29 protein-coding genes are annotated in these 16,456 nt (G+C 62.3%); all 29 read left to right on the forward strand.

Annotation, left to right across the window (positions count from 1 at the left end; translation table 11 throughout):
- Positions 1-76: EF-Tu C-terminal domain-related protein (locus ACWGTI_RS28525; protein WP_454589835.1), on the forward strand; the 76-nt coding region annotated here is incomplete at its 5' end.
- A gap of 67 nt (positions 77-143) precedes the next feature.
- Entirely contained in the window at positions 144-452 is a 309-nt protein-coding gene (gene rpsJ, locus ACWGTI_RS28530) for a 30S ribosomal protein S10 (protein ID WP_010909272.1), read from the forward strand.
- A gap of 61 nt (positions 453-513) precedes the next feature.
- Complete coding sequence (gene rplC / locus ACWGTI_RS28535) at positions 514-1,227, forward strand: 50S ribosomal protein L3 (protein WP_112395064.1); 714 nt, start codon at positions 514-516, stop codon at positions 1,225-1,227.
- The gene (gene rplD, locus ACWGTI_RS28540; protein WP_454575221.1) at positions 1,227-1,847 is read left to right on the forward strand and encodes a 50S ribosomal protein L4; all 621 of its coding nucleotides are present in this window, start codon (positions 1,227-1,229) and stop codon (positions 1,845-1,847) included. The genes rplC and rplD overlap by 1 nt, the downstream gene beginning before the upstream one ends.
- A complete protein-coding gene (locus ACWGTI_RS28545) occupies positions 1,844-2,137 on the forward strand; it encodes a 50S ribosomal protein L23 (protein WP_115143199.1) in 294 nt (97 codons plus the stop codon). Before rplD ends, ACWGTI_RS28545 begins: the two co-directional genes overlap by 4 nt.
- Positions 2,138-2,159: 22 nt before the next feature.
- Positions 2,160-2,993, forward strand: coding sequence for a 50S ribosomal protein L2 (gene rplB, locus ACWGTI_RS28550; RefSeq protein WP_112618131.1), 834 nt, complete (start codon positions 2,160-2,162; stop codon positions 2,991-2,993).
- 16 nt (positions 2,994-3,009) lie between these two features.
- Positions 3,010-3,288 (forward strand): 30S ribosomal protein S19, encoded by a 279-nt coding sequence (rpsS, locus tag ACWGTI_RS28555; protein WP_006205463.1) that lies wholly within the window; start codon positions 3,010-3,012, stop codon positions 3,286-3,288.
- Between the two features lie 2 nt (positions 3,289-3,290).
- Positions 3,291-3,680, forward strand: coding sequence for a 50S ribosomal protein L22 (rplV, locus tag ACWGTI_RS28560; protein WP_006205462.1), 390 nt, complete (start codon positions 3,291-3,293; stop codon positions 3,678-3,680).
- Positions 3,680-4,405, forward strand: a complete 726-nt coding sequence (gene rpsC / locus ACWGTI_RS28565; protein ID WP_013895697.1) for a 30S ribosomal protein S3 — start codon at positions 3,680-3,682, stop codon at positions 4,403-4,405. The genes rplV and rpsC overlap by 1 nt, the downstream gene beginning before the upstream one ends.
- A 26-nt stretch (positions 4,406-4,431) precedes the next feature.
- Positions 4,432-4,845, forward strand: coding sequence for a 50S ribosomal protein L16 (gene rplP / locus ACWGTI_RS28570; RefSeq protein ID WP_006205460.1), 414 nt, complete (start codon positions 4,432-4,434; stop codon positions 4,843-4,845).
- A 13-nt stretch (positions 4,846-4,858) separates the two neighbouring features.
- Complete coding sequence (gene rpmC / locus ACWGTI_RS28575) at positions 4,859-5,059, forward strand: 50S ribosomal protein L29 (RefSeq protein WP_006205459.1); 201 nt, start codon at positions 4,859-4,861, stop codon at positions 5,057-5,059.
- An 11-nt stretch (positions 5,060-5,070) separates the two neighbouring features.
- The gene (gene rpsQ, locus ACWGTI_RS28580) at positions 5,071-5,310 is read left to right on the forward strand and encodes a 30S ribosomal protein S17 (protein WP_010909280.1); all 240 of its coding nucleotides are present in this window, start codon (positions 5,071-5,073) and stop codon (positions 5,308-5,310) included.
- Between the two features lie 71 nt (positions 5,311-5,381).
- A complete protein-coding gene (rplN, locus tag ACWGTI_RS28585) occupies positions 5,382-5,750 on the forward strand; it encodes a 50S ribosomal protein L14 (protein WP_006205457.1) in 369 nt (122 codons plus the stop codon).
- 12 nt (positions 5,751-5,762) lie between these two features.
- Entirely contained in the window at positions 5,763-6,077 is a 315-nt protein-coding gene (rplX, locus tag ACWGTI_RS28590) for a 50S ribosomal protein L24 (protein ID WP_013531428.1), read from the forward strand.
- Positions 6,070-6,669 (forward strand): 50S ribosomal protein L5, encoded by a 600-nt coding sequence (rplE, locus tag ACWGTI_RS28595; protein WP_013531429.1) that lies wholly within the window; start codon positions 6,070-6,072, stop codon positions 6,667-6,669. The genes rplX and rplE overlap by 8 nt, the downstream gene beginning before the upstream one ends.
- A gap of 27 nt (positions 6,670-6,696) precedes the next feature.
- Positions 6,697-7,002 (forward strand): 30S ribosomal protein S14, encoded by a 306-nt coding sequence (rpsN, locus tag ACWGTI_RS28600; RefSeq protein WP_010909282.1) that lies wholly within the window; start codon positions 6,697-6,699, stop codon positions 7,000-7,002.
- A 12-nt stretch (positions 7,003-7,014) separates the two neighbouring features.
- A complete protein-coding gene (gene rpsH, locus ACWGTI_RS28605; RefSeq protein WP_006205453.1) occupies positions 7,015-7,413 on the forward strand; it encodes a 30S ribosomal protein S8 in 399 nt (132 codons plus the stop codon).
- 90 nt (positions 7,414-7,503) lie between these two features.
- Positions 7,504-8,037, forward strand: coding sequence for a 50S ribosomal protein L6 (gene rplF / locus ACWGTI_RS28610; protein WP_023682603.1), 534 nt, complete (start codon positions 7,504-7,506; stop codon positions 8,035-8,037).
- Positions 8,038-8,124: 87 nt separating this feature from the next.
- Positions 8,125-8,484, forward strand: a complete 360-nt coding sequence (gene rplR / locus ACWGTI_RS28615) for a 50S ribosomal protein L18 (protein ID WP_454575220.1) — start codon at positions 8,125-8,127, stop codon at positions 8,482-8,484.
- Between the two features lie 76 nt (positions 8,485-8,560).
- Positions 8,561-9,124 (forward strand): 30S ribosomal protein S5, encoded by a 564-nt coding sequence (rpsE, locus tag ACWGTI_RS28620; RefSeq protein WP_006333394.1) that lies wholly within the window; start codon positions 8,561-8,563, stop codon positions 9,122-9,124.
- A gap of 25 nt (positions 9,125-9,149) precedes the next feature.
- Positions 9,150-9,347 carry a 50S ribosomal protein L30 gene (gene rpmD / locus ACWGTI_RS28625; protein WP_006205449.1) on the forward strand — a complete coding sequence of 66 codons (198 nt, stop codon included), beginning with the start codon at positions 9,150-9,152 and terminating at the stop codon, positions 9,345-9,347.
- Between the two features lie 22 nt (positions 9,348-9,369).
- Complete coding sequence (gene rplO / locus ACWGTI_RS28630) at positions 9,370-9,843, forward strand: 50S ribosomal protein L15 (RefSeq protein WP_454575219.1); 474 nt, start codon at positions 9,370-9,372, stop codon at positions 9,841-9,843.
- Positions 9,844-10,034: 191 nt separating this feature from the next.
- Positions 10,035-11,375: a preprotein translocase subunit SecY gene (gene secY, locus ACWGTI_RS28635; protein WP_454575218.1), complete on the forward strand. Its 1,341-nt coding sequence runs from the start codon at positions 10,035-10,037 to the stop codon at positions 11,373-11,375.
- On the forward strand, positions 11,372-11,980 hold the full coding sequence (locus ACWGTI_RS28640) for an adenylate kinase (RefSeq protein ID WP_454590155.1): 609 nt from the start codon (positions 11,372-11,374) through the stop codon (positions 11,978-11,980). The genes secY and ACWGTI_RS28640 overlap by 4 nt, the downstream gene beginning before the upstream one ends.
- Positions 11,981-12,187: 207 nt before the next feature.
- Positions 12,188-12,556 carry a 30S ribosomal protein S13 gene (gene rpsM / locus ACWGTI_RS28645; RefSeq protein ID WP_006205445.1) on the forward strand — a complete coding sequence of 123 codons (369 nt, stop codon included), beginning with the start codon at positions 12,188-12,190 and terminating at the stop codon, positions 12,554-12,556.
- Between the two features lie 156 nt (positions 12,557-12,712).
- A complete protein-coding gene (gene rpsK / locus ACWGTI_RS28650; protein WP_006205444.1) occupies positions 12,713-13,102 on the forward strand; it encodes a 30S ribosomal protein S11 in 390 nt (129 codons plus the stop codon).
- Between the two features lie 102 nt (positions 13,103-13,204).
- Positions 13,205-14,215, forward strand: coding sequence for a DNA-directed RNA polymerase subunit alpha (locus tag ACWGTI_RS28655; RefSeq protein ID WP_006205443.1), 1,011 nt, complete (start codon positions 13,205-13,207; stop codon positions 14,213-14,215).
- Between the two features lie 104 nt (positions 14,216-14,319).
- Complete coding sequence (rplQ, locus tag ACWGTI_RS28660) at positions 14,320-14,751, forward strand: 50S ribosomal protein L17 (RefSeq protein WP_454575216.1); 432 nt, start codon at positions 14,320-14,322, stop codon at positions 14,749-14,751.
- A 191-nt stretch (positions 14,752-14,942) separates the two neighbouring features.
- Complete coding sequence (locus tag ACWGTI_RS28665) at positions 14,943-16,436, forward strand: DegQ family serine endoprotease (RefSeq protein ID WP_454590156.1); 1,494 nt, start codon at positions 14,943-14,945, stop codon at positions 16,434-16,436.
- Positions 16,437-16,456: the final 20 nt, after the last annotated feature.

The following is a 16,456-nucleotide window of genomic DNA, read 5'->3' on the forward strand; positions in this document are numbered from 1 at the left end:
AGAGAAGCTGCGCTTCGCCATCCGTGAAGGCGGCCGCACCGTCGGTGCCGGCATCGTCGTCACCATCAAAGAATAATTGGACTTAAACCGATCTGTCGCGGGCGCGGAGTTGCCCGCGCCGCGCCAGAACAAGGAAGTGACGCATGAACGGACAGAATATCCGCATCCGCCTGAAGGCGTTTGATCACCGGGTGCTCGACGCCTCGACGAAAGAAATCGTGTCGACGGCCAAGCGCACCGGAGCAAACGTCCGCGGCCCCATTCCGCTGCCGACGCGGATCGAAAAGTTCACGGTCAACCGGTCGCCTCACGTCGACAAGAAGAGCCGCGAGCAGTTCGAGATGCGCACGCACAAGCGTCTGCTCGACATCGTCGATCCGACCCCGCAGACGGTCGATGCTTTGATGAAGCTCGATCTGGCCGCCGGTGTCGACGTCGAGATCAAGCTCTAAGGGAATGAGAGCGCGGTAAGGGGCGGTGCCCCTGGCCCGGAACTCTAAAGGAATTGAACCGATGCGTTCAGGTGTGATTGCAAAGAAGGTGGGAATGACCCGCATCTATAATGATGCCGGGGAACATGTTCCCGTCACCGTTCTCCAGATGGAGAACTGCCAGGTCGTGGCTCAGCGCACGCAGGAGAAGAACGGCTATACGGCCGTCCAGCTCGGCGTTGGCCTTGCCAAGGTGAAGAACACGTCGAAGGCGATGCGCGGCCATTTCGCGACCGCTTCCGTCGAGCCGAAGGCGAAGGTCGCCGAGTTTCGCGTCTCCGCCGACAACATGATCGACGTCGGCGCCGAGATCACCGTCGAGCATTTCGTCGCCGGCCAGAAGGTCGATGTGACGGGCACGACGATCGGCAAGGGTTTCCAGGGCGTCATCAAGCGCCACCACATGGGTGGTGGCCGCGCGACGCACGGTAACTCGGTCTCGCACCGTACGCACGGTTCGACCGGCCAGCGTCAGGACCCGGGCAAGGTGTTCAAGGGAAAGCATATGGCTGGCCATATGGGCGACACCCGCGTCACCACACAGAATGTCGAGATCGTTTCGACCGACGCCGATCGCGGCCTGATCCTGATCCGCGGTGCGGTTCCCGGATCGAAGGGCGCCTGGATCCTGGTCCGCGATGCGGCCAAGGTGGCACTGCCGGCCAATGCGCCGAAGCCTGCCGCGATCCGCGCCGTTGCGAAGAACGAGGCTCCGGCCGCAGAGGGAGCAGAATAATGGATCTCAAGATCACAACGCTTGGCGGCAAGGACGCCGGCAAGGTGAAACTCTCCGAGGAGATTTTCGGCCTTGATCCGCGCGAGGACATCCTGCAGCGCGTCGTGCGCTGGCAGCTGGCCAAGCGCCAGCAGGGCACGCACAAGGCCAAGGGCCGCGCCGAAATCGCGCGCACCGGCGCCAAGATGTACAAGCAGAAGGGTACGGGCCGCGCCCGTCACCATTCGGCACGCGCTCCGCAGTTCCGCGGCGGCGGCAAGGCCCACGGCCCGGTCGTTCGCAGCCACGAGCACGATTTGCCGAAGAAGGTGCGTGCGCTCGGCTTGCGGCATGCTCTCTCGGCCAAGGCCAAGAGCGCGTCGATCATCGTCATCGACGAGCTGAAGCTGACCGAGGCCAAGACGAAGGCGCTGATCGCGAATTTCGCGACGCTGGGCCTGACCAATGCTTTGGTGATCGGCGGTGCCGAGCTTGACCAGAACTTCAAGCTGGCGGCGACCAACATCCCGAACATCGACGTGCTGCCCATCCAGGGCATCAACGTCTACGACATTCTTCGCCGCGGCACGCTGGTCCTTTCGAAGGCCGCCGTCGAGGCTCTCGAGGAGCGCTTCAAATGACCGACCTTCGTCATTACGACGTGATCGTCTCGCCGGCGATCACCGAAAAGTCGACCATGGCCTCCGAGCAGAACCAGGTCGTCTTCAACGTCGCCAAGAAGGCGTCGAAGCCGGAAATCAAGGCCGCTGTCGAAGCGCTGTTTGGCGTCAAGGTTACGGCCGTGAACACGCTTGTCCGCAAGGGCAAGATCAAGCGCTTCCGCGGCACGATCGGCCGCCAGAGCGACGTCAAGAAGGCGATTGTGACGCTGGCCGACGGCCAGTCGATCGACGTCGCGACGGGTCTCTGAGCAAGGCCGCGAGGACAGGACAATGGCACTTAAAAAATTCAACCCGGTAACGCCGAGCACCCGCCAGCTGGTCATCGTCGACCGCTCGGGCCTCTACAAGGGCAAGCCCGTCAAGGGTCTGACCGAAGGCCTGACCAAGTCGGGCGGCCGCAACAATCACGGCCGCATCACGGCCCGCTTTATCGGCGGCGGTCACAAGCGTTCGTACCGCATCATCGACTTCAAGCGCCGCAAGTTCGACGTCGTCGGCACGGTCGAGCGCATTGAATACGATCCGAACCGCACCGCCTTCATCGCGCTGATCAAGTATGACGATGGCGAGCTGTCCTACATCATCGCTCCGCAGCGTCTTGCCGCCGGCGACAAGATCGTGGCCGGCGAAGCGGTCGACGTGAAGCCGGGCAATGCGATGCCGCTGGCTTCGATGCCGGTCGGCACGATCGTCCACAACATCGAGCTGAAGCCGGGCAAGGGCGCCCAGGTCGCCCGTTCGGCCGGCGGCTACGGCCAGCTGGTCGGTCGCGACCAGGGCATGGCGATCCTGCGCCTCAACTCGGGCGAGCAGCGTGTCGTTCACGGCTCCTGCATGGCCACTGTCGGCGCCGTGTCGAACCCCGACCATGGCAACATCAACGACGGCAAGGCCGGCCGCACGGTCTGGCGTGGCAAGCGCCCGCACAATCGCGGCGTGACAATGAACCCGGTCGACCACCCGCATGGCGGTGGTGAAGGCCGCACCTCCGGTGGCCGTCATCCGGTCAGCCCGTGGGGCAAGCCGACCAAGGGCAAGAAGACGCGGTCCAACAAGGCGACCGACAAGTTCATCCTGCGCTCGCGCCATCAGCGCAAGAGCTAAGAAGAGGTAACGCCAAGTGACTCGTTCTATTTGGAAAGGCCCCTTCATCGACGGCTACCTTCTCAAGAAGGTGGACAAGGTTCGTGAAGGTGGTCGCAATGAGGTGATCAAGATGTGGAGCCGTCGCTCCACCATCCTGCCGCAGTTCGTCGGCTTCACCTTCGGTGTCTACAACGGCCAGAAGCATGTTCCCGTCTCGGTGAACGAGGACATGGTCGGTCACAAGTTCGGTGAATTCGCTCCGACCCGGACCTATTACGGTCACGGCGCGGATAAGAAGGCGAAGAGGAAATAATCATGGGCAAGGCCAAAGCTCCGCGCAGGCTTGCTGACAACGAAGCGCGCGCCGTTCTGCGCACGATCCGTATCAGCCCGCAGAAGCTGAACCTGGTTGCCGCGCTGATCCGCGGCAAGAAGGTCGCGACAGCGCTTTCCGACCTCGAATTCTCGGCCAAGCGGATTTCCGGCACGGTCAAGAAGACGCTGGAATCGGCGATCGCCAACGCGGAAAACAACCACGACCTCGACGTCGATGCGCTGATCGTGGCGGAAGCCTATGTCGGCAAGTCGATCGTCATGAAGCGTTTCCACGCTCGTGGCCGCGGTCGCGCCAGCCGTATCGAAAAGCCGTTCTCGCACCTCACGATCGTCGTTCGTGAAGTCGAAGAAAAAGGGGAGGCCGCATAATGGGCCAGAAAGTCAATCCGATCGGTCTGCGCCTCGGCATCAACCGCACCTGGGATTCGCGCTGGTTCGCGAACACCGGCGAGTACGGCAAGCTGCTGCATGAGGACATCAAGATCCGCAAGTATCTTGAGAAGGAACTCAAGCAGGCTGCGATCTCCAAGGTCGTGATCGAGCGCCCGCACAAGAAGTGCCGCGTCACCATCCATGCGGCACGCCCGGGCCTGATCATCGGCAAGAAGGGCGCCGACATCGAGAAGCTGCGCAAGAAGCTGATGGAGATGACGAAGTCCGAGACGCACCTCAACATCGTTGAAGTGCGCAAGCCGGAAATCGACGCGACCCTGGTCGCCCAGTCGATCGCCCAGCAGCTCGAGCGCCGTATCGCGTTCCGCCGCGCCATGAAGCGCGCCGTTCAGTCGGCGATGCGCCTCGGTGCCGAAGGCATCCGCATCAACTGCGCCGGCCGTCTCGGCGGCGCCGAGATCGCGCGCATGGAATGGTACCGCGAAGGCCGCGTGCCGCTGCATACGCTGCGCGCCGATGTCGATTACGGCACGGCCGAGGCGAACACGGCTTACGGCATCTGCGGCGTCAAGGTCTGGGTGTTCAAGGGCGAAATCCTCGAGCACGATCCGATGGCTTCGGAGCGTCGCGCGACCGAGGGTGATGCTGCGCATGGCGGTGGTGGTGATCGCGAACGCGGTCGTCGTCGCGAAAACGCCTGATTATTTAGGAATTTGGAGTTAGAACGATGCTGCAGCCAAAGCGCACAAAGTTCCGCAAGCAGTTCAAGGGCCGTATCCATGGCACCGCAAAGGGCGGCACCAACCTGGATTTCGGTGGTTTCGGGCTGAAGGCGCTTGAGCCGAACCGCGTCACCGCGCGTGAGATCGAGGCGGCCCGCCGCGCGATCACTCGTGAGATGAAGCGTGCCGGCCGCGTATGGATCCGTATTTTCCCTGACGTGCCGGTGACGTCGAAGCCGACTGAAGTGCGCATGGGCAAGGGCAAGGGCGCTGTCGATTACTGGGCGGCGCGCGTCAAGCCGGGCCGCATCATGTTCGAGATCGACGGCGTCAACGAAGAAACCGCCCGTGAGGCGCTGCGTCTCGGCGCGGCCAAGCTCTCGGTCAGGACGCGCTTCGTACAGCGCATCGCAGAATAAGGACGGGCTGATCATGAAAGCCGAAGACATCCGGACCAAGACCCAGGACCAGCTGACCGACGATCTGGCCAGCCTGAAGAAGGAGCAGTTCAACCTGCGCTTCCAGAAGGCCACGGGCCAGCTCGAGAAGACCGCGCGCGTGAGGCAGGTCCGCAAGGACATTGCGCGTATCAAGACCATCGCTGCGGAAAAGTCCGCGGCCAAGAAGGCTTAAGGACGAAAACCATGCCAAAGCGCATTCTGCAGGGCACTGTCGTCAGCGACAAGAACGAGAAGACGGTAGTCGTCAAGGTCGAACGGCGCTTCACGCATCCCGTGATGAAGAAGACCGTGCGCATGACCAAGAAGTACAAGGCGCACGACGAGAACAACGCCCACAAGGTCGGCGACCAGGTGTTCATCCAGGAATCGAAGCCGATTTCCAAGGACAAGCGCTGGATCGTCGTGTCTTCGGACCAGGCGTAAACAACGAATTTTGGACAGACCGGGGAGGGGCTTTGCGCCCATCCCGTTAGAAAAGAAGAAGGCGGCCAGTCATGATTCAGATGCAAACAAACCTCGACGTCGCGGATAATTCCGGCGCGCGTCGTGTCATGTGCATCAAGGTGCTGGGCGGCTCGAAGCGGAAATACGCTTCCGTTGGCGACATCATCGTGGTGTCCATCAAGGAAGCCATTCCGCGCGGCCGCGTTAAGAAGGGCGATGTGATGAAGGCGGTCGTGGTTCGCACGGCCAAGGACATCCGCCGCCCGGACGGCAGCGTGATCCGTTTCGACAAGAACGCGGCCGTTCTCGTCGACAACAAGAAAGAGCCGATCGGCACGCGTATCTTCGGACCGGTTCCGCGCGAACTCCGCGCCAAGAACCACATGAAGATCATCTCGCTCGCGCCTGAAGTGCTGTAAGGAGCCGGACCAATGCAAAAGATTAGAAAAGGCGACAAGGTCGTCGTGTTGGCCGGCAAGGACAAGGGCCGTTCGGGCGAAGTCCTCTCGGTTCAGCCGAAGGAAGACACCGCGCTGGTGCGCGGCGTCAACATGATCCGTCGTCACCAGAAGCAGTCCCAGTCCCAAGAGGGCGGGATCATCACCAAGGAAGCGCCGATCCAGCTGTCGAACATCGCGCTGGCCGACCCCAAGGATGGCAAGCCGACCCGCGTCGGTTTCATCTTCCAGAAGGACGGCAAGAAGGTGCGCGTCGCCAAGCGCTCGGGAGAAGTCATCAATGGCTAAGGCTCAAACCACGAAGCCCAAGGCTGAAAGCAAACAGTCCAAGGCCCAGAACACGCCGCGCCTCAAGCAGGTCTACAACGAGACCATCCGCAAGGCGTTGCAGGAGCAGTTCGGCTACGACAACGAGATGCAGGTTCCGCGCATCGACAAGATCGTGCTGAACATGGGCGTCGGCGAAGCGACCGCAGATTCGAAGAAGCCTTCGATCGCGGCCGAAGACCTGGCGATGATCGCCGGCCAGAAGGCCGTCGTCACCCGCGCACGCAACTCCATCGCCGGGTTCAAGGTCCGCGAGAAGATGCCGATCGGCGCCAAGGTCACGCTGCGCAAGGAACGCATGTACGAGTTCCTCGACCGCCTCGTGAACATCGCACTGCCACGCGTCCGCGACTTCCGCGGACTCAATCCGAAGAGCTTCGATGGCCGTGGCAACTACGCCATGGGCATCAAGGAACACATCGTGTTCCCGGAGATCAACTACGACAAGGTTGATCAGATCTGGGGCATGGACGTCATCGTTTGTACGACTGCGAAGACGGACGACGAAGCCAGGGCATTGCTCAAGGCCTTCAACTTCCCCTTCCGCCAGTAACGGCAGCGAGAAAAGGAAAAATCTGAAATGGCAAAGACCAGCTCAGTCGAGAAGAACAACAGGCGCCGCAAGCTTGCCGACCAGTACGGTCCCAAGCGCGCTGCCCTGAAGGCGATCATCATGGACCAGTCCAAGCCGATGGAGGAGCGCTTCCGCGCTCAGCTGAAGCTTGCTGCCCTGCCGCGCAACTCGGCCAAGATTCGCATCCGCAACCGCTGCGAAGTGACGGGGCGTCCGCGCGCCTACTATCGCAAGCTCAAAGTATCGCGCATCGCGCTTCGTGATCTCGGCAATAACGGCCAGATCCCGGGCCTGGTCAAGTCGAGCTGGTAAGGAGGACATAACATGTCATTGAGCGATCCTCTCGGCGATATGCTGACCCGCATCCGCAACGCGTATGGCCGCAAGAAGTCGAGCGTCTCGACGCCGGCCTCGCGCCTGCGTACCCGCGTCCTCGACGTGCTGAAGGCTGAAGGCTATATCCGCGACTACAGCCAGACCGACTTCGACAACGGCAAGTCCGAAATCGAAATCGAGTTGAAGTATTTCGACGGTGCTCCGGTCGTGCGCGAAATCGCCCGCGTCTCGAAGCCGGGCCGTCGCGTTTACGTGTCGGCCAAGTCGATCCCGCACGTCGCCAACGGCCTCGGCATCGCCATCCTTTCGACGCCGAAGGGCGTGATGGCCGACCACGAAGCCCGCGAGCAGAACGTCGGCGGCGAGATCCTCTGCCAGATCTTCTGATCTGGCAGCTGACCCGCAAAGTGGAATCCGGTCTTCGGATCGTTTCCGAAGACAGAGACCTGAAACAAGAGAAGTGACGAGGACAACAAAATGTCTCGTATTGGAAAGAAACCCGTTTCGCTGCCGCAGGGCGTGACCGCGACCGTCAACGGCCAGACCGTGACGGCGAAGGGCCCCAAGGGCGAGCTGAAGTTCGTGGTGAACGACGAAGTGCTGGTCAAGATGGAAGGCAGCGAGATCGCTGTCCAGCCGCGCGACCAGACCAAGACCGCCCGCTCCAAGTGGGGCATGTCGCGCACGCAGATCGTCAACATCCTGCAGGGCGTCAAGGATGGTTTTGAGAAGAAGCTCGAGATCACCGGCGTCGGCTATCGCGCAGCACTTCAGGGCAAGAACCTGCAGCTGGCTCTTGGCTTCAGCCATGACGTCGTTTACGAGACGCCGGCCGGCATCACCATCACTGTGCCGAAGCCGACGGAAATCACCGTGACCGGCATCGACAAGCAGCAGGTCGGCCAGGTTGCCGCCGAGATCCGCGAGTATCGCGGTCCCGAGCCTTACAAGGGCAAGGGCGTCCGCTATGCCGGCGAGAAGATCGTCCGCAAGGAAGGCAAGAAGAAGTAAGTTTAACGCCGCGGGGAGCGGTCGCGGGAGGCGCTTTCGCCTACCGCATATGGCGGCCCCCGTCTTTTGAAGGCAAGGAAGACTAGTATGGCCGACAAGGAATCCATCCAGCGCCGCGCGCAGCGCGTCCGCCGCCAGATCAAGAAGGTCGCCGGCGAGCGTCCGCGTCTGTCGGTGCACCGCACATCGAAGAACATCTACGTCCAGGTCATTGACGACGCCAAGGGCCACACCATCGCTGCCGCCTCGACGCTCGAAAAGGACTTCAAGGGATCGCTCAAGACTGGCGCCGACACGGCCGCAGCCGCCGCGATCGGCAAGCTGATCGCCGAGCGCGCTTCGAAGGCCGGCGTCAAGGAAGTCGTCTTCGACCGCGGCCCATACATCTATCACGGCCGCGTCAAGGCGCTGGCCGAGGCTGCCCGCGAAGGTGGTCTCAGCTTCTGATTTTTTCACCGTCGGCAACCCAAGCGGTGCCGACAAATAGCAACCCGTGCTTCCGGAAAAGAACAAGGAACAGGATATGGCACAGGAACGTAGGGATGGCGGCCGCGGCCGCGATCGTGAAGAGCGCGATGACGGCATGGTGGACAAGCTCGTCCACATCAACCGCGTCGCCAAGGTCGTCAAGGGCGGCCGTCGCTTCGGTTTTGCAGCGCTCGTCGTCGTCGGCGACCAGAAGGGTCGCGTCGGCTTTGGTCACGGCAAGGCGCGCGAAGTGCCGGAAGCGATCCGCAAGGCTACCGAATCGGCAAAGCGCGACATGATCTTCGTGCCGCTGCGCTCGGGCCGCACACTGCACCACGACGTCGAGGGACGCTGGGGCGCCGGACGCGTGCTGCTGCGCGCTGCCAAGCAGGGTACCGGCATCATCGCCGGCGGCCCGATGCGCGCTGTCTTCGAGACGCTCGGCATGCATGACGTGGTGGCCAAGTCGATGGGTTCGTCGAACCCCTACAACATGGTTCGCGCCACGTTCGACGCGCTGAAGAGCCAGATGCATCCCAAGGATGTGGCTGCCGCGCGCGGCATCAAGTATTCGACCCTTCAGGCCCGCCGCGGCACCGCCGTTGCGGCTGAAGAATAGTCGATCTGACCAGGGATTTTTGACCATGGCCAAGAAAGCAACCAAGACCATCACCGTTGAGCAGATCGGTTCGCCGATCCGCCGCCCGAAGGAACAGCGCGCGACGCTGGTCGGCCTCGGCCTCAACAAGATGCACAAGCAGCGCACGCTGGAGGACACTCCCTCGGTGCGCGGCATGATCGCTGCCGTCCAGCATCTCGTCCGCGTCGTGGACGAGGGCTGAGCAAAAGCGCAGGAGAACCCAGATGAAACTCACCGATCTGCGTGACAATGAAGGCGCGACGCACTCCAAGAAGCGTCTCGGCCGTGGCATCGGCTCCGGCTCGGGCAAGACCGGCGGTCGCGGCGTCAAGGGTCAGAAGGCGCGTTCCGGCGTCGCCATCAACGGCTTCGAGGGTGGCCAGATGCCGCTCTACCGGCGCCTGCCGAAGCGTGGCTTCAACAACATCTTCGCCAAGAGCTTTGTCGTTGTGTCGCTCGCCCGTATCCAGACGGCGCTCGATGCCAAGAAGCTCGACGCCAAGGCGACCGTGACGGCCGAGGCACTGGTTGCCGCCGGCGTCATCCGCCGCGCCAAGGATGGCGTGCGCATCCTCTCGGATGGCGAGCTCAAGGCAAAGTTGGCATTCGACGTTGCCGGCGCTTCGAAGGCTGCGATCGAGAAGATCGAAAAGGCCGGCGGTTCGGTCAAGCTGCCGGAGCAGGCTGCTGCCGAGTAACGGCAATTTGAAGCGCGCTTGGCAGGAACGGCCTCCGTTTTTGCTCACGATTGCGCTTTGATCCGATCAATTAAGCGGCCGCGTCAACGCGGCCGCTTGCATGTTGAGAGCCCGGAGCTTATCTCGTGAGCTTCGGTGAAACGCGCCGCCTGAGCTGCGGGCATCGAGCGTGATCAAGCGGAGAATCAGGCATGGCTTCGGCTGCTGAACAACTAGCCTCGAATCTGAATTTTGCGGCCTTCGCCAAGGCGGAGGACCTGAAGAAGCGAATCTGGTTCACCATCGGCGCGCTGCTCGTCTATCGCCTCGGTACCTATATCCCGCTGCCCGGTATCAACCCGGATGCGTTCGCGCAGGCCTTCTCTTCGCAGGCCAAGGGCGTGCTCGGCATGTTCAACATGTTTGCCGGCGGTGCCGTGCAGCGCATGGCTATCTTCGCGCTCGGCATCATGCCTTACATCTCGGCCTCCATCATCATGCAGCTTATGACCTCGGTCATCCCGTCGCTGGAAGCGCTGAAGAAGGAAGGCGAGCAGGGCCGCAAGGTCATCAACCAGTATACGCGGTACGGCACGGTTCTGCTGGCGCTGGTGCAGGCCTACGGCATTTCGGTCGGTCTGGAAGGCGGTAACGGCATCGTCAACGATCCCGGCATGTTCTTCCGCATCTCGACCGTCGTCACGCTGGTCGGCGGCACCATGTTCCTGATGTGGCTGGGCGAGCAGATCACCGCGCGCGGCATCGGTAACGGCATTTCGCTGATCATCTTCTCCGGCATCGTCGCTGGCCTGCCACGCGCTATTTCCGGCACGCTGGAACTCGGCCGGACCGGCGCCTTGTCGACCGGGCTGATCCTGGCGATCATCGTGCTGGCCATCGTCGTCATCGCGCTCATCGTCTTCTTCGAGCGCGCGCAGCGCCGCCTGCTGATCCAGTATCCGAAGCGCCAGGTCGGCAACCGCATGTTCCAGGGGGACACCTCGCACCTGCCGCTGAAGCTCAACACGTCGGGCGTCATTCCGCCGATCTTCGCGTCGTCGCTGCTGTTGCTGCCGGCAACGGTTGCCGGCTTCTCGCAGTCGACGAACCTGCCGGCGTGGGCAAGCACGGTGCTCGCCTCGCTCGGCCACGGCCAGCCACTCTATATGCTGTTTTATGCGGCGATGATCGTGTTCTTCGCCTTCTTCTATACGGCGATCGTCTTCAATCCCAAAGACACAGCCGACCAGCTCAAGAAGCATTCCGGCTTCATTCCCGGCTACCGTCCGGGTGAGCGCACCGCCGATTACATCGACTATGTCCTGACGCGCATCACCGTCGTCGGCGCCATCTATCTGGTGCTGGTGTGCCTGCTGCCCGAGTTCCTGATTTCGGCGACTGGCGTACCATTCTATCTCGGTGGCACATCGCTTCTGATCGTGGTCAGTGTAACCCTCGATACGGTGGCGCAGATTCAGGGCCACCTGATCGCGCACCAGTATGAGGGCCTGATCAAGAAGTCGAAGTTGCGCGGGGGGAAGAAGGCCAGATGAGATTGATTTTGCTTGGGCCGCCAGGGGCGGGCAAGGGGACGCAAGCACAAAGACTGGTAGACAGACACGGCATACCCCAGCTGTCGACGGGCGATATGCTGCGGGCGGCCGTGCAGGCCGGCACCGAAGTCGGCAAGCGCGCCAAGGCGGTGATGGACGCCGGCGAGCTGGTTTCAGACGCCATCGTCAACGCAATCGTCGCCGAGCGCATCGATCAGCCCGATTGCGCCAACGGTTTCATCCTCGACGGCTACCCGCGCACGCTGGTGCAGGCTGATGCGGTTGAATCGATGCTCGGCGAGCGCGGCATCGGCCTCGATGCGGTGATCGAGTTCGTCGTCGACGACAAGGCGCTGGTCGGCCGCATCGTCAAGCGCGCCGAAGACGCCAAGGCCGCCGGCCAGCCGGTGCGCAAGGACGACAACCCGGTGGTGTTCGAAGAGCGCCTGCGGGAATATTACAAGAAGACCGCGCCGCTGATCGGCTATTACTATGCCAAACGTACGCTGAAGAGCGTCGACGGCATGGCCGGCATCGACACCGTGACAGCAGAGATCGAAGCGCTGCTCACGGCAGTGACGCGGGAGACCGTTACGGCAAAGTAAAGATTGCGCTTGACTGGAACGGTTCGCTGGGTTATGGCGGCCCGTCTTCCTATCAGGCATGAGGCTTGCTTGTCCGCAAGGGCAAGGCAGCCGCATTGAAACCAGGAAACTCCCGCATGGGCCGGCCTCCACCGGACGCGGGGTAATTTGAACAGCGCCGGGCCTACCTTTTGAAGGTTGGCCGGCCCACATGGAGAAGAGAAGAATATGGCTCGTATAGCCGGCGTCAACATTCCGACCAACAAGCGCGTCGTCATTGCGCTTCAGTACATTCACGGCATTGGCAAGAAGTTCGCCCAGGAGATCGTCGACAAGGTCGGCATCCCGGCCGAGCGCCGCGTCAACCAGCTGACCGACGCGGAAGTGCTGCAGATCCGCGAGACCATCGACCGCGATTACCAGGTCGAAGGCGACCTGCGCCGCGAAGTGTCGATGAACATCAAGCGTCTGATGGACCTCGGCTGCTACCGCGGCCTGCGTCACCGTCGCTCGCTGCCGGTTCGCGGCCAGCGCACGCACACCAATGCACGCACCCGCAAGGGCCCGGCCAAGTCGATCGCCGGCAAGAAGAAGTAATTAGGGGAATAAGGGAGTAGGGGAGTAAGGCAGTAGGGAACGCAGCCGAGCCGGTCGCACTTTCCCCTACTCCCTTACTGCCCTATTCCCCTACTCCCTTACGAAGGTGGAGCCGCTGGCATTACGGCGGTGTAGAGATCAACTGAAAGGACTATCATGGCCAAGGAAGCCGCTCGTGTTCGCCGTCGCGAACGCAAGAACATCTCGTCGGGCGTTGCCCACGTCAATTCGACCTTCAACAACACGATGATCACCATCACCGACGCGCAGGGCAATTCCATTGCCTGGTCGTCGGCCGGTGCCCAGGGCTTCAAGGGATCGCGCAAGTCGACCCCGTTTGCCGCCCAGATGGCTGCCGAAGACGTCGCCAAGAAGGCCCAGGAACACGGCATGCGCATGCTCGAAGTCGAGGTCTGCGGACCCGGCTCCGGTCGTGAATCGGCGCTTCGCGCCCTGCAGGCGGCTGGCTTCACCATCACCTCGATCCGTGATGTGACGCCGATCCCGCACAATGGCTGCCGCCCGCGCAAGAAGCGCCGCGTCTAAAGAATTATTGAACGCCACGCGAGCGCTTAAGCACGCTCCTCCGGGGCATTCCAGGTCGCCCGCCACGATTGGATGGTGGCGGGTCAACGGAAGGAAAGCATCATGATCCAGAAAAATTGGCAGGAACTGATCAAGCCGAACAAGATCGAGTTCTCGTCGAAGAAGAAGACGCTGACCACGCTGGTCGCCGAGCCGCTCGAACGCGGCTTCGGCCTGACGCTCGGCAACGCGCTGCGCCGAGTGCTTCTGTCTTCGCTGCGCGGTGCGGCTGTGACCGCCGTGCAGATCGACGGCGTTCTGCATGAATTCTCGTCCATCGCCGGTGTGCGTGAAGACGTGACCGACATCGTGCTCAACATCAAGGAAATCGCCATCCGCATGGAAGGCGATGGCCCCAAGCGCATGGTCGTTCGCAAGCAAGGCCCGGGTGCGGTTCTGGCCGGCGACATCCAGACGGTTGGCGACGTCGAGATCCTCAACCCCGACCACGTCATCTGCACGCTGGACGAAGGCGCTGAAATCCGCATGGAATTCACTGTCGACACCGGCAAGGGCTACGTGCCGGCAGAGCGCAACCGCGCCGAAGACGCGCCTATCGGCCTTATCCCGGTCGACAGCCTATATTCGCCGGTCAAGAAGGTCTCCTACAAGGTCGAAAACACCCGCGAGGGCCAGGTTCTCGACTATGACAAGCTGACCATGACCATCGAGACCGACGGTTCGATCTCGGGCGAGGACGCGGTGGCATTCGCTGCCCGCATCCTGCAGGACCAGCTTGGCCTGTTCGTCAATTTCGACGAGCCGCAGAAGGAAGTCGCCGCCGAAGCCGTCACCGAGCTCGCCTTCAACCCGGCGCTGCTCAAGAAGGTCGACGAGCTCGAGCTTTCGGTGCGTTCGGCCAACTGCCTGAAGAACGACAACATCGTCTATATCGGCGATCTCATTCAGAAGACTGAAGCGGAGATGCTGCGCACCCCGAACTTCGGCCGCAAGTCGCTGAACGAGATCAAGGAAGTCTTGGCGGCGATGGGCCTGCACCTCGGCATGGAAGTGCCGGACTGGCCGCCGGAAAACATCGAAGACCTCGCCAAGCGCTACGAAGACCAATATTGAGCATGAATTCCAAGGATCGGCGGCGAGAGCCGCTCGATCCGACGGTCATGCGGAAAACCATCAGAGGCCGTGGCCTCTTGAACAACTGAAGAAGGAAAAGAGCCATGCGCCACGGTTTTAAGGGCCGCCGCTTCGCCCGCAGCATCAGCCATCGCAAGTCGATGTTCGCCAATCTCGCCGTCTCGCTGATCGAGCACGAGCAGATCGTCACCACCCTGCCGAAGGCGAAGGATCTGCGTCCGATCGTCGAGAAGCTGGTGACGCTCGGCAAGCGCGGCGATCTGCACGCCCGCCGCCAGGTGATCGCCCAGATCGGCAATGAAGGCGTCGTCAAGCGCCTGTTCGACACCATCGCGCCGCGCTATGCCAGCCGCAATGGCGGCTACCTGCGCATCATGAAGGCGGGCTTCCGCCACGGTGACAATGCCGCCATGGCTGTCATCGAGTTCGTCGACCGCGACCCCGACGCCAAGGGCGCCGGCGACCGTGCTCGCCTCGAAGCCGAAGGCGCCAATGAGGAAACCGCGGCCGCATAAGGCTCGGGTTTTCCAGGAATGACTTCAAGGGGCCCTCGGGCCCCTTTTTAATTGTCGCGAGGCCGTCTGCACCTAAAGGTCTTTTGCCTGCCAGCTGCGTGCTTTTGCACGACAATCGCCGCATTTCAGTGCATTAGCCTTTCATTCTGCACAATCGTCGGGACAATGCGCCCGAACTGGAGGGAATCGGAATGCACTTCAAACGGCTGTTTCTTGTCGCCCTTTGCGCGCTGGCCGCCTTTGCCGCGGCACCGGCTGTGAGACAGGCGCTGGCCGAGGACGCAGCCAAGCCCGCCGATCCCGGGCTGTCCGATGTGCTGACCGACCTCCTGCATGGCGTCGAGGGCGAGAACGGCACCTCCGGCCCGGACAAGCGCGTGCCGTTCGGTCGCGAGGAGGTGCAGCTGTCGTTTGCGCCGCTCGTCAAGCAGACGGCGCCCGCGGTGGTCAACGTCTACGCCTCGCAGACGGCAAAGGTGACGTCGCCCTTCGATGGTGATCCTTTCTTCGAGGAATTCTTCGGCCGCGCGCAGCCGCGCGCTCAATCTTCGCTCGGCTCGGGTGTGCTGGTTGACCCGAGCGGTGTGGTCGTCACCAATTTCCACGTCATCAAGGATGCCGACGAGGTCAAGGTGGCGACCGCGGACGGGCGCGAATTCACCTCGAAGGTCATGCTCAAGGACGAGACGCTTGACCTTGCCGTGCTCAAGATCACGTCCGACAAGCCGTTTCCGGTAATCGCCATCGGCGATTCCGACGCGCTTGAGGTCGGCGACCTGGTGCTGGCCATCGGCAACCCGTTCGGCGTCGGTCAGACCACCACCAGCGGCATTGTTTCGGCGCTTGCGCGCAGCCATATCGGCGTTTCGGATTCGGGCTACTTTATTCAGACGGACGCTGCCATCAATCCCGGCAATTCCGGCGGCGCCCTCATCAACATGGGCGGCCAGTTGGTCGGCATCAACACCGCCATCTATAGCCGCAGCGGCGGCTCGATCGGCATCGGTTTCGCCATTCCCGCCAACATGGTTCGCGCTTTTGCCGACGCGGCCAAGGCCGGGCTCGATTTCTTCGAGAGGCCCTATATCGGCGCCGAGTTCGAGGCGGTGACGCCACAGATCGCCGAATCGCTCGGCATGGAGAAGCCGACCGGCGCGCTGGTGTCGTCGGTAGAGGAGGCCGGACCGGCGGCCAAGGCAGGGCTGAAGCCCGGCGATGTCGTGCTGCAGCTCAACGGCACGACCGTCGAAGGCATCGAAGCGCTGGACTACCGCATGGCGACGCTGTCGATCGGCACCAAGGCGACCTTCGCCATCCTGAGCAAAGGCCAGCAGGCGACGATGGAGATTGCACTGGAGCGCGCGCCGGAGGGCGCCAAGGCCTCGGAAGTGACGCTGCATGGCCGCAGCCCGTTCTCCGGCGCCAAGGTCGCGGAACTGTCGCCCAGGCTCGCCCAGCGGCTTGGCCTGCGCACCGACCTCAAGGGCGTCACCGTGGTCGACATCAACCGCGATTCGCCGGCCGCCGATTTCGGCTTCCAACCGGGCGACATCGTGCGCGAGGTAAACGGCACGGCGGTCGATACGGCGGCTACACTGGCGCAGCTTGCCCAGCAGGATACGCGCTGGTGGCGCTTTACCGTCGAGCGTGGCGGGCAGATACTGCGCCAGGTGTTGCGCTATTAAGCTGGCCGCCCCATCTGCGG

This window comes from Mesorhizobium sp. ArgA1, from assembly GCF_053714375.1.

Excerpts from the sequence above, each read along its gene's own strand:
- rplP (WP_006205460.1), top strand. The coding sequence starts at position 4,432 with ATGCTGCAGCCAAAGCGCACAAAGTTCCGCAAGCAGTTCAAGGGCCGT.
- ACWGTI_RS28655 (WP_006205443.1), top strand. The coding sequence starts at position 13,205 with ATGATCCAGAAAAATTGGCAGGAACTGATCAAGCCGAACAAGATCGAG.
- rplQ (WP_454575216.1), top strand. The coding sequence starts at position 14,320 with ATGCGCCACGGTTTTAAGGGCCGCCGCTTCGCCCGCAGCATCAGCCAT.
- rplC (WP_112395064.1), top strand. The coding sequence starts at position 514 with ATGCGTTCAGGTGTGATTGCAAAGAAGGTGGGAATGACCCGCATCTAT.
- ACWGTI_RS28640 (WP_454590155.1), top strand. The coding sequence starts at position 11,372 with ATGAGATTGATTTTGCTTGGGCCGCCAGGGGCGGGCAAGGGGACGCAA.
- rplR (WP_454575220.1), top strand. The coding sequence starts at position 8,125 with ATGGCCGACAAGGAATCCATCCAGCGCCGCGCGCAGCGCGTCCGCCGC.
- rplB (WP_112618131.1), top strand. The coding sequence starts at position 2,160 with ATGGCACTTAAAAAATTCAACCCGGTAACGCCGAGCACCCGCCAGCTG.
- rplF (WP_023682603.1), top strand. The coding sequence starts at position 7,504 with ATGTCTCGTATTGGAAAGAAACCCGTTTCGCTGCCGCAGGGCGTGACC.
- rpsH (WP_006205453.1), top strand. The coding sequence starts at position 7,015 with ATGTCATTGAGCGATCCTCTCGGCGATATGCTGACCCGCATCCGCAAC.
- rplE (WP_013531429.1), top strand. The coding sequence starts at position 6,070 with ATGGCTAAGGCTCAAACCACGAAGCCCAAGGCTGAAAGCAAACAGTCC.
- rpsN (WP_010909282.1), top strand. The coding sequence starts at position 6,697 with ATGGCAAAGACCAGCTCAGTCGAGAAGAACAACAGGCGCCGCAAGCTT.
- rplO (WP_454575219.1), top strand. The coding sequence starts at position 9,370 with ATGAAACTCACCGATCTGCGTGACAATGAAGGCGCGACGCACTCCAAG.
- rplN (WP_006205457.1), top strand. The coding sequence starts at position 5,382 with ATGATTCAGATGCAAACAAACCTCGACGTCGCGGATAATTCCGGCGCG.
- rpmC (WP_006205459.1), top strand. The coding sequence starts at position 4,859 with ATGAAAGCCGAAGACATCCGGACCAAGACCCAGGACCAGCTGACCGAC.
- rpsJ (WP_010909272.1), top strand. The coding sequence starts at position 144 with ATGAACGGACAGAATATCCGCATCCGCCTGAAGGCGTTTGATCACCGG.
- ACWGTI_RS28665 (WP_454590156.1), top strand. The coding sequence starts at position 14,943 with ATGCACTTCAAACGGCTGTTTCTTGTCGCCCTTTGCGCGCTGGCCGCC.
- rpmD (WP_006205449.1), top strand. The coding sequence starts at position 9,150 with ATGGCCAAGAAAGCAACCAAGACCATCACCGTTGAGCAGATCGGTTCG.
- ACWGTI_RS28545 (WP_115143199.1), top strand. The coding sequence starts at position 1,844 with ATGACCGACCTTCGTCATTACGACGTGATCGTCTCGCCGGCGATCACC.
- rplV (WP_006205462.1), top strand. The coding sequence starts at position 3,291 with ATGGGCAAGGCCAAAGCTCCGCGCAGGCTTGCTGACAACGAAGCGCGC.
- rpsM (WP_006205445.1), top strand. The coding sequence starts at position 12,188 with ATGGCTCGTATAGCCGGCGTCAACATTCCGACCAACAAGCGCGTCGTC.
- rpsK (WP_006205444.1), top strand. The coding sequence starts at position 12,713 with ATGGCCAAGGAAGCCGCTCGTGTTCGCCGTCGCGAACGCAAGAACATC.
- rplX (WP_013531428.1), top strand. The coding sequence starts at position 5,763 with ATGCAAAAGATTAGAAAAGGCGACAAGGTCGTCGTGTTGGCCGGCAAG.
- rpsQ (WP_010909280.1), top strand. The coding sequence starts at position 5,071 with ATGCCAAAGCGCATTCTGCAGGGCACTGTCGTCAGCGACAAGAACGAG.
- rpsE (WP_006333394.1), top strand. The coding sequence starts at position 8,561 with ATGGCACAGGAACGTAGGGATGGCGGCCGCGGCCGCGATCGTGAAGAG.
- rpsC (WP_013895697.1), top strand. The coding sequence starts at position 3,680 with ATGGGCCAGAAAGTCAATCCGATCGGTCTGCGCCTCGGCATCAACCGC.
- rplD (WP_454575221.1), top strand. The coding sequence starts at position 1,227 with ATGGATCTCAAGATCACAACGCTTGGCGGCAAGGACGCCGGCAAGGTG.
- secY (WP_454575218.1), top strand. The coding sequence starts at position 10,035 with ATGGCTTCGGCTGCTGAACAACTAGCCTCGAATCTGAATTTTGCGGCC.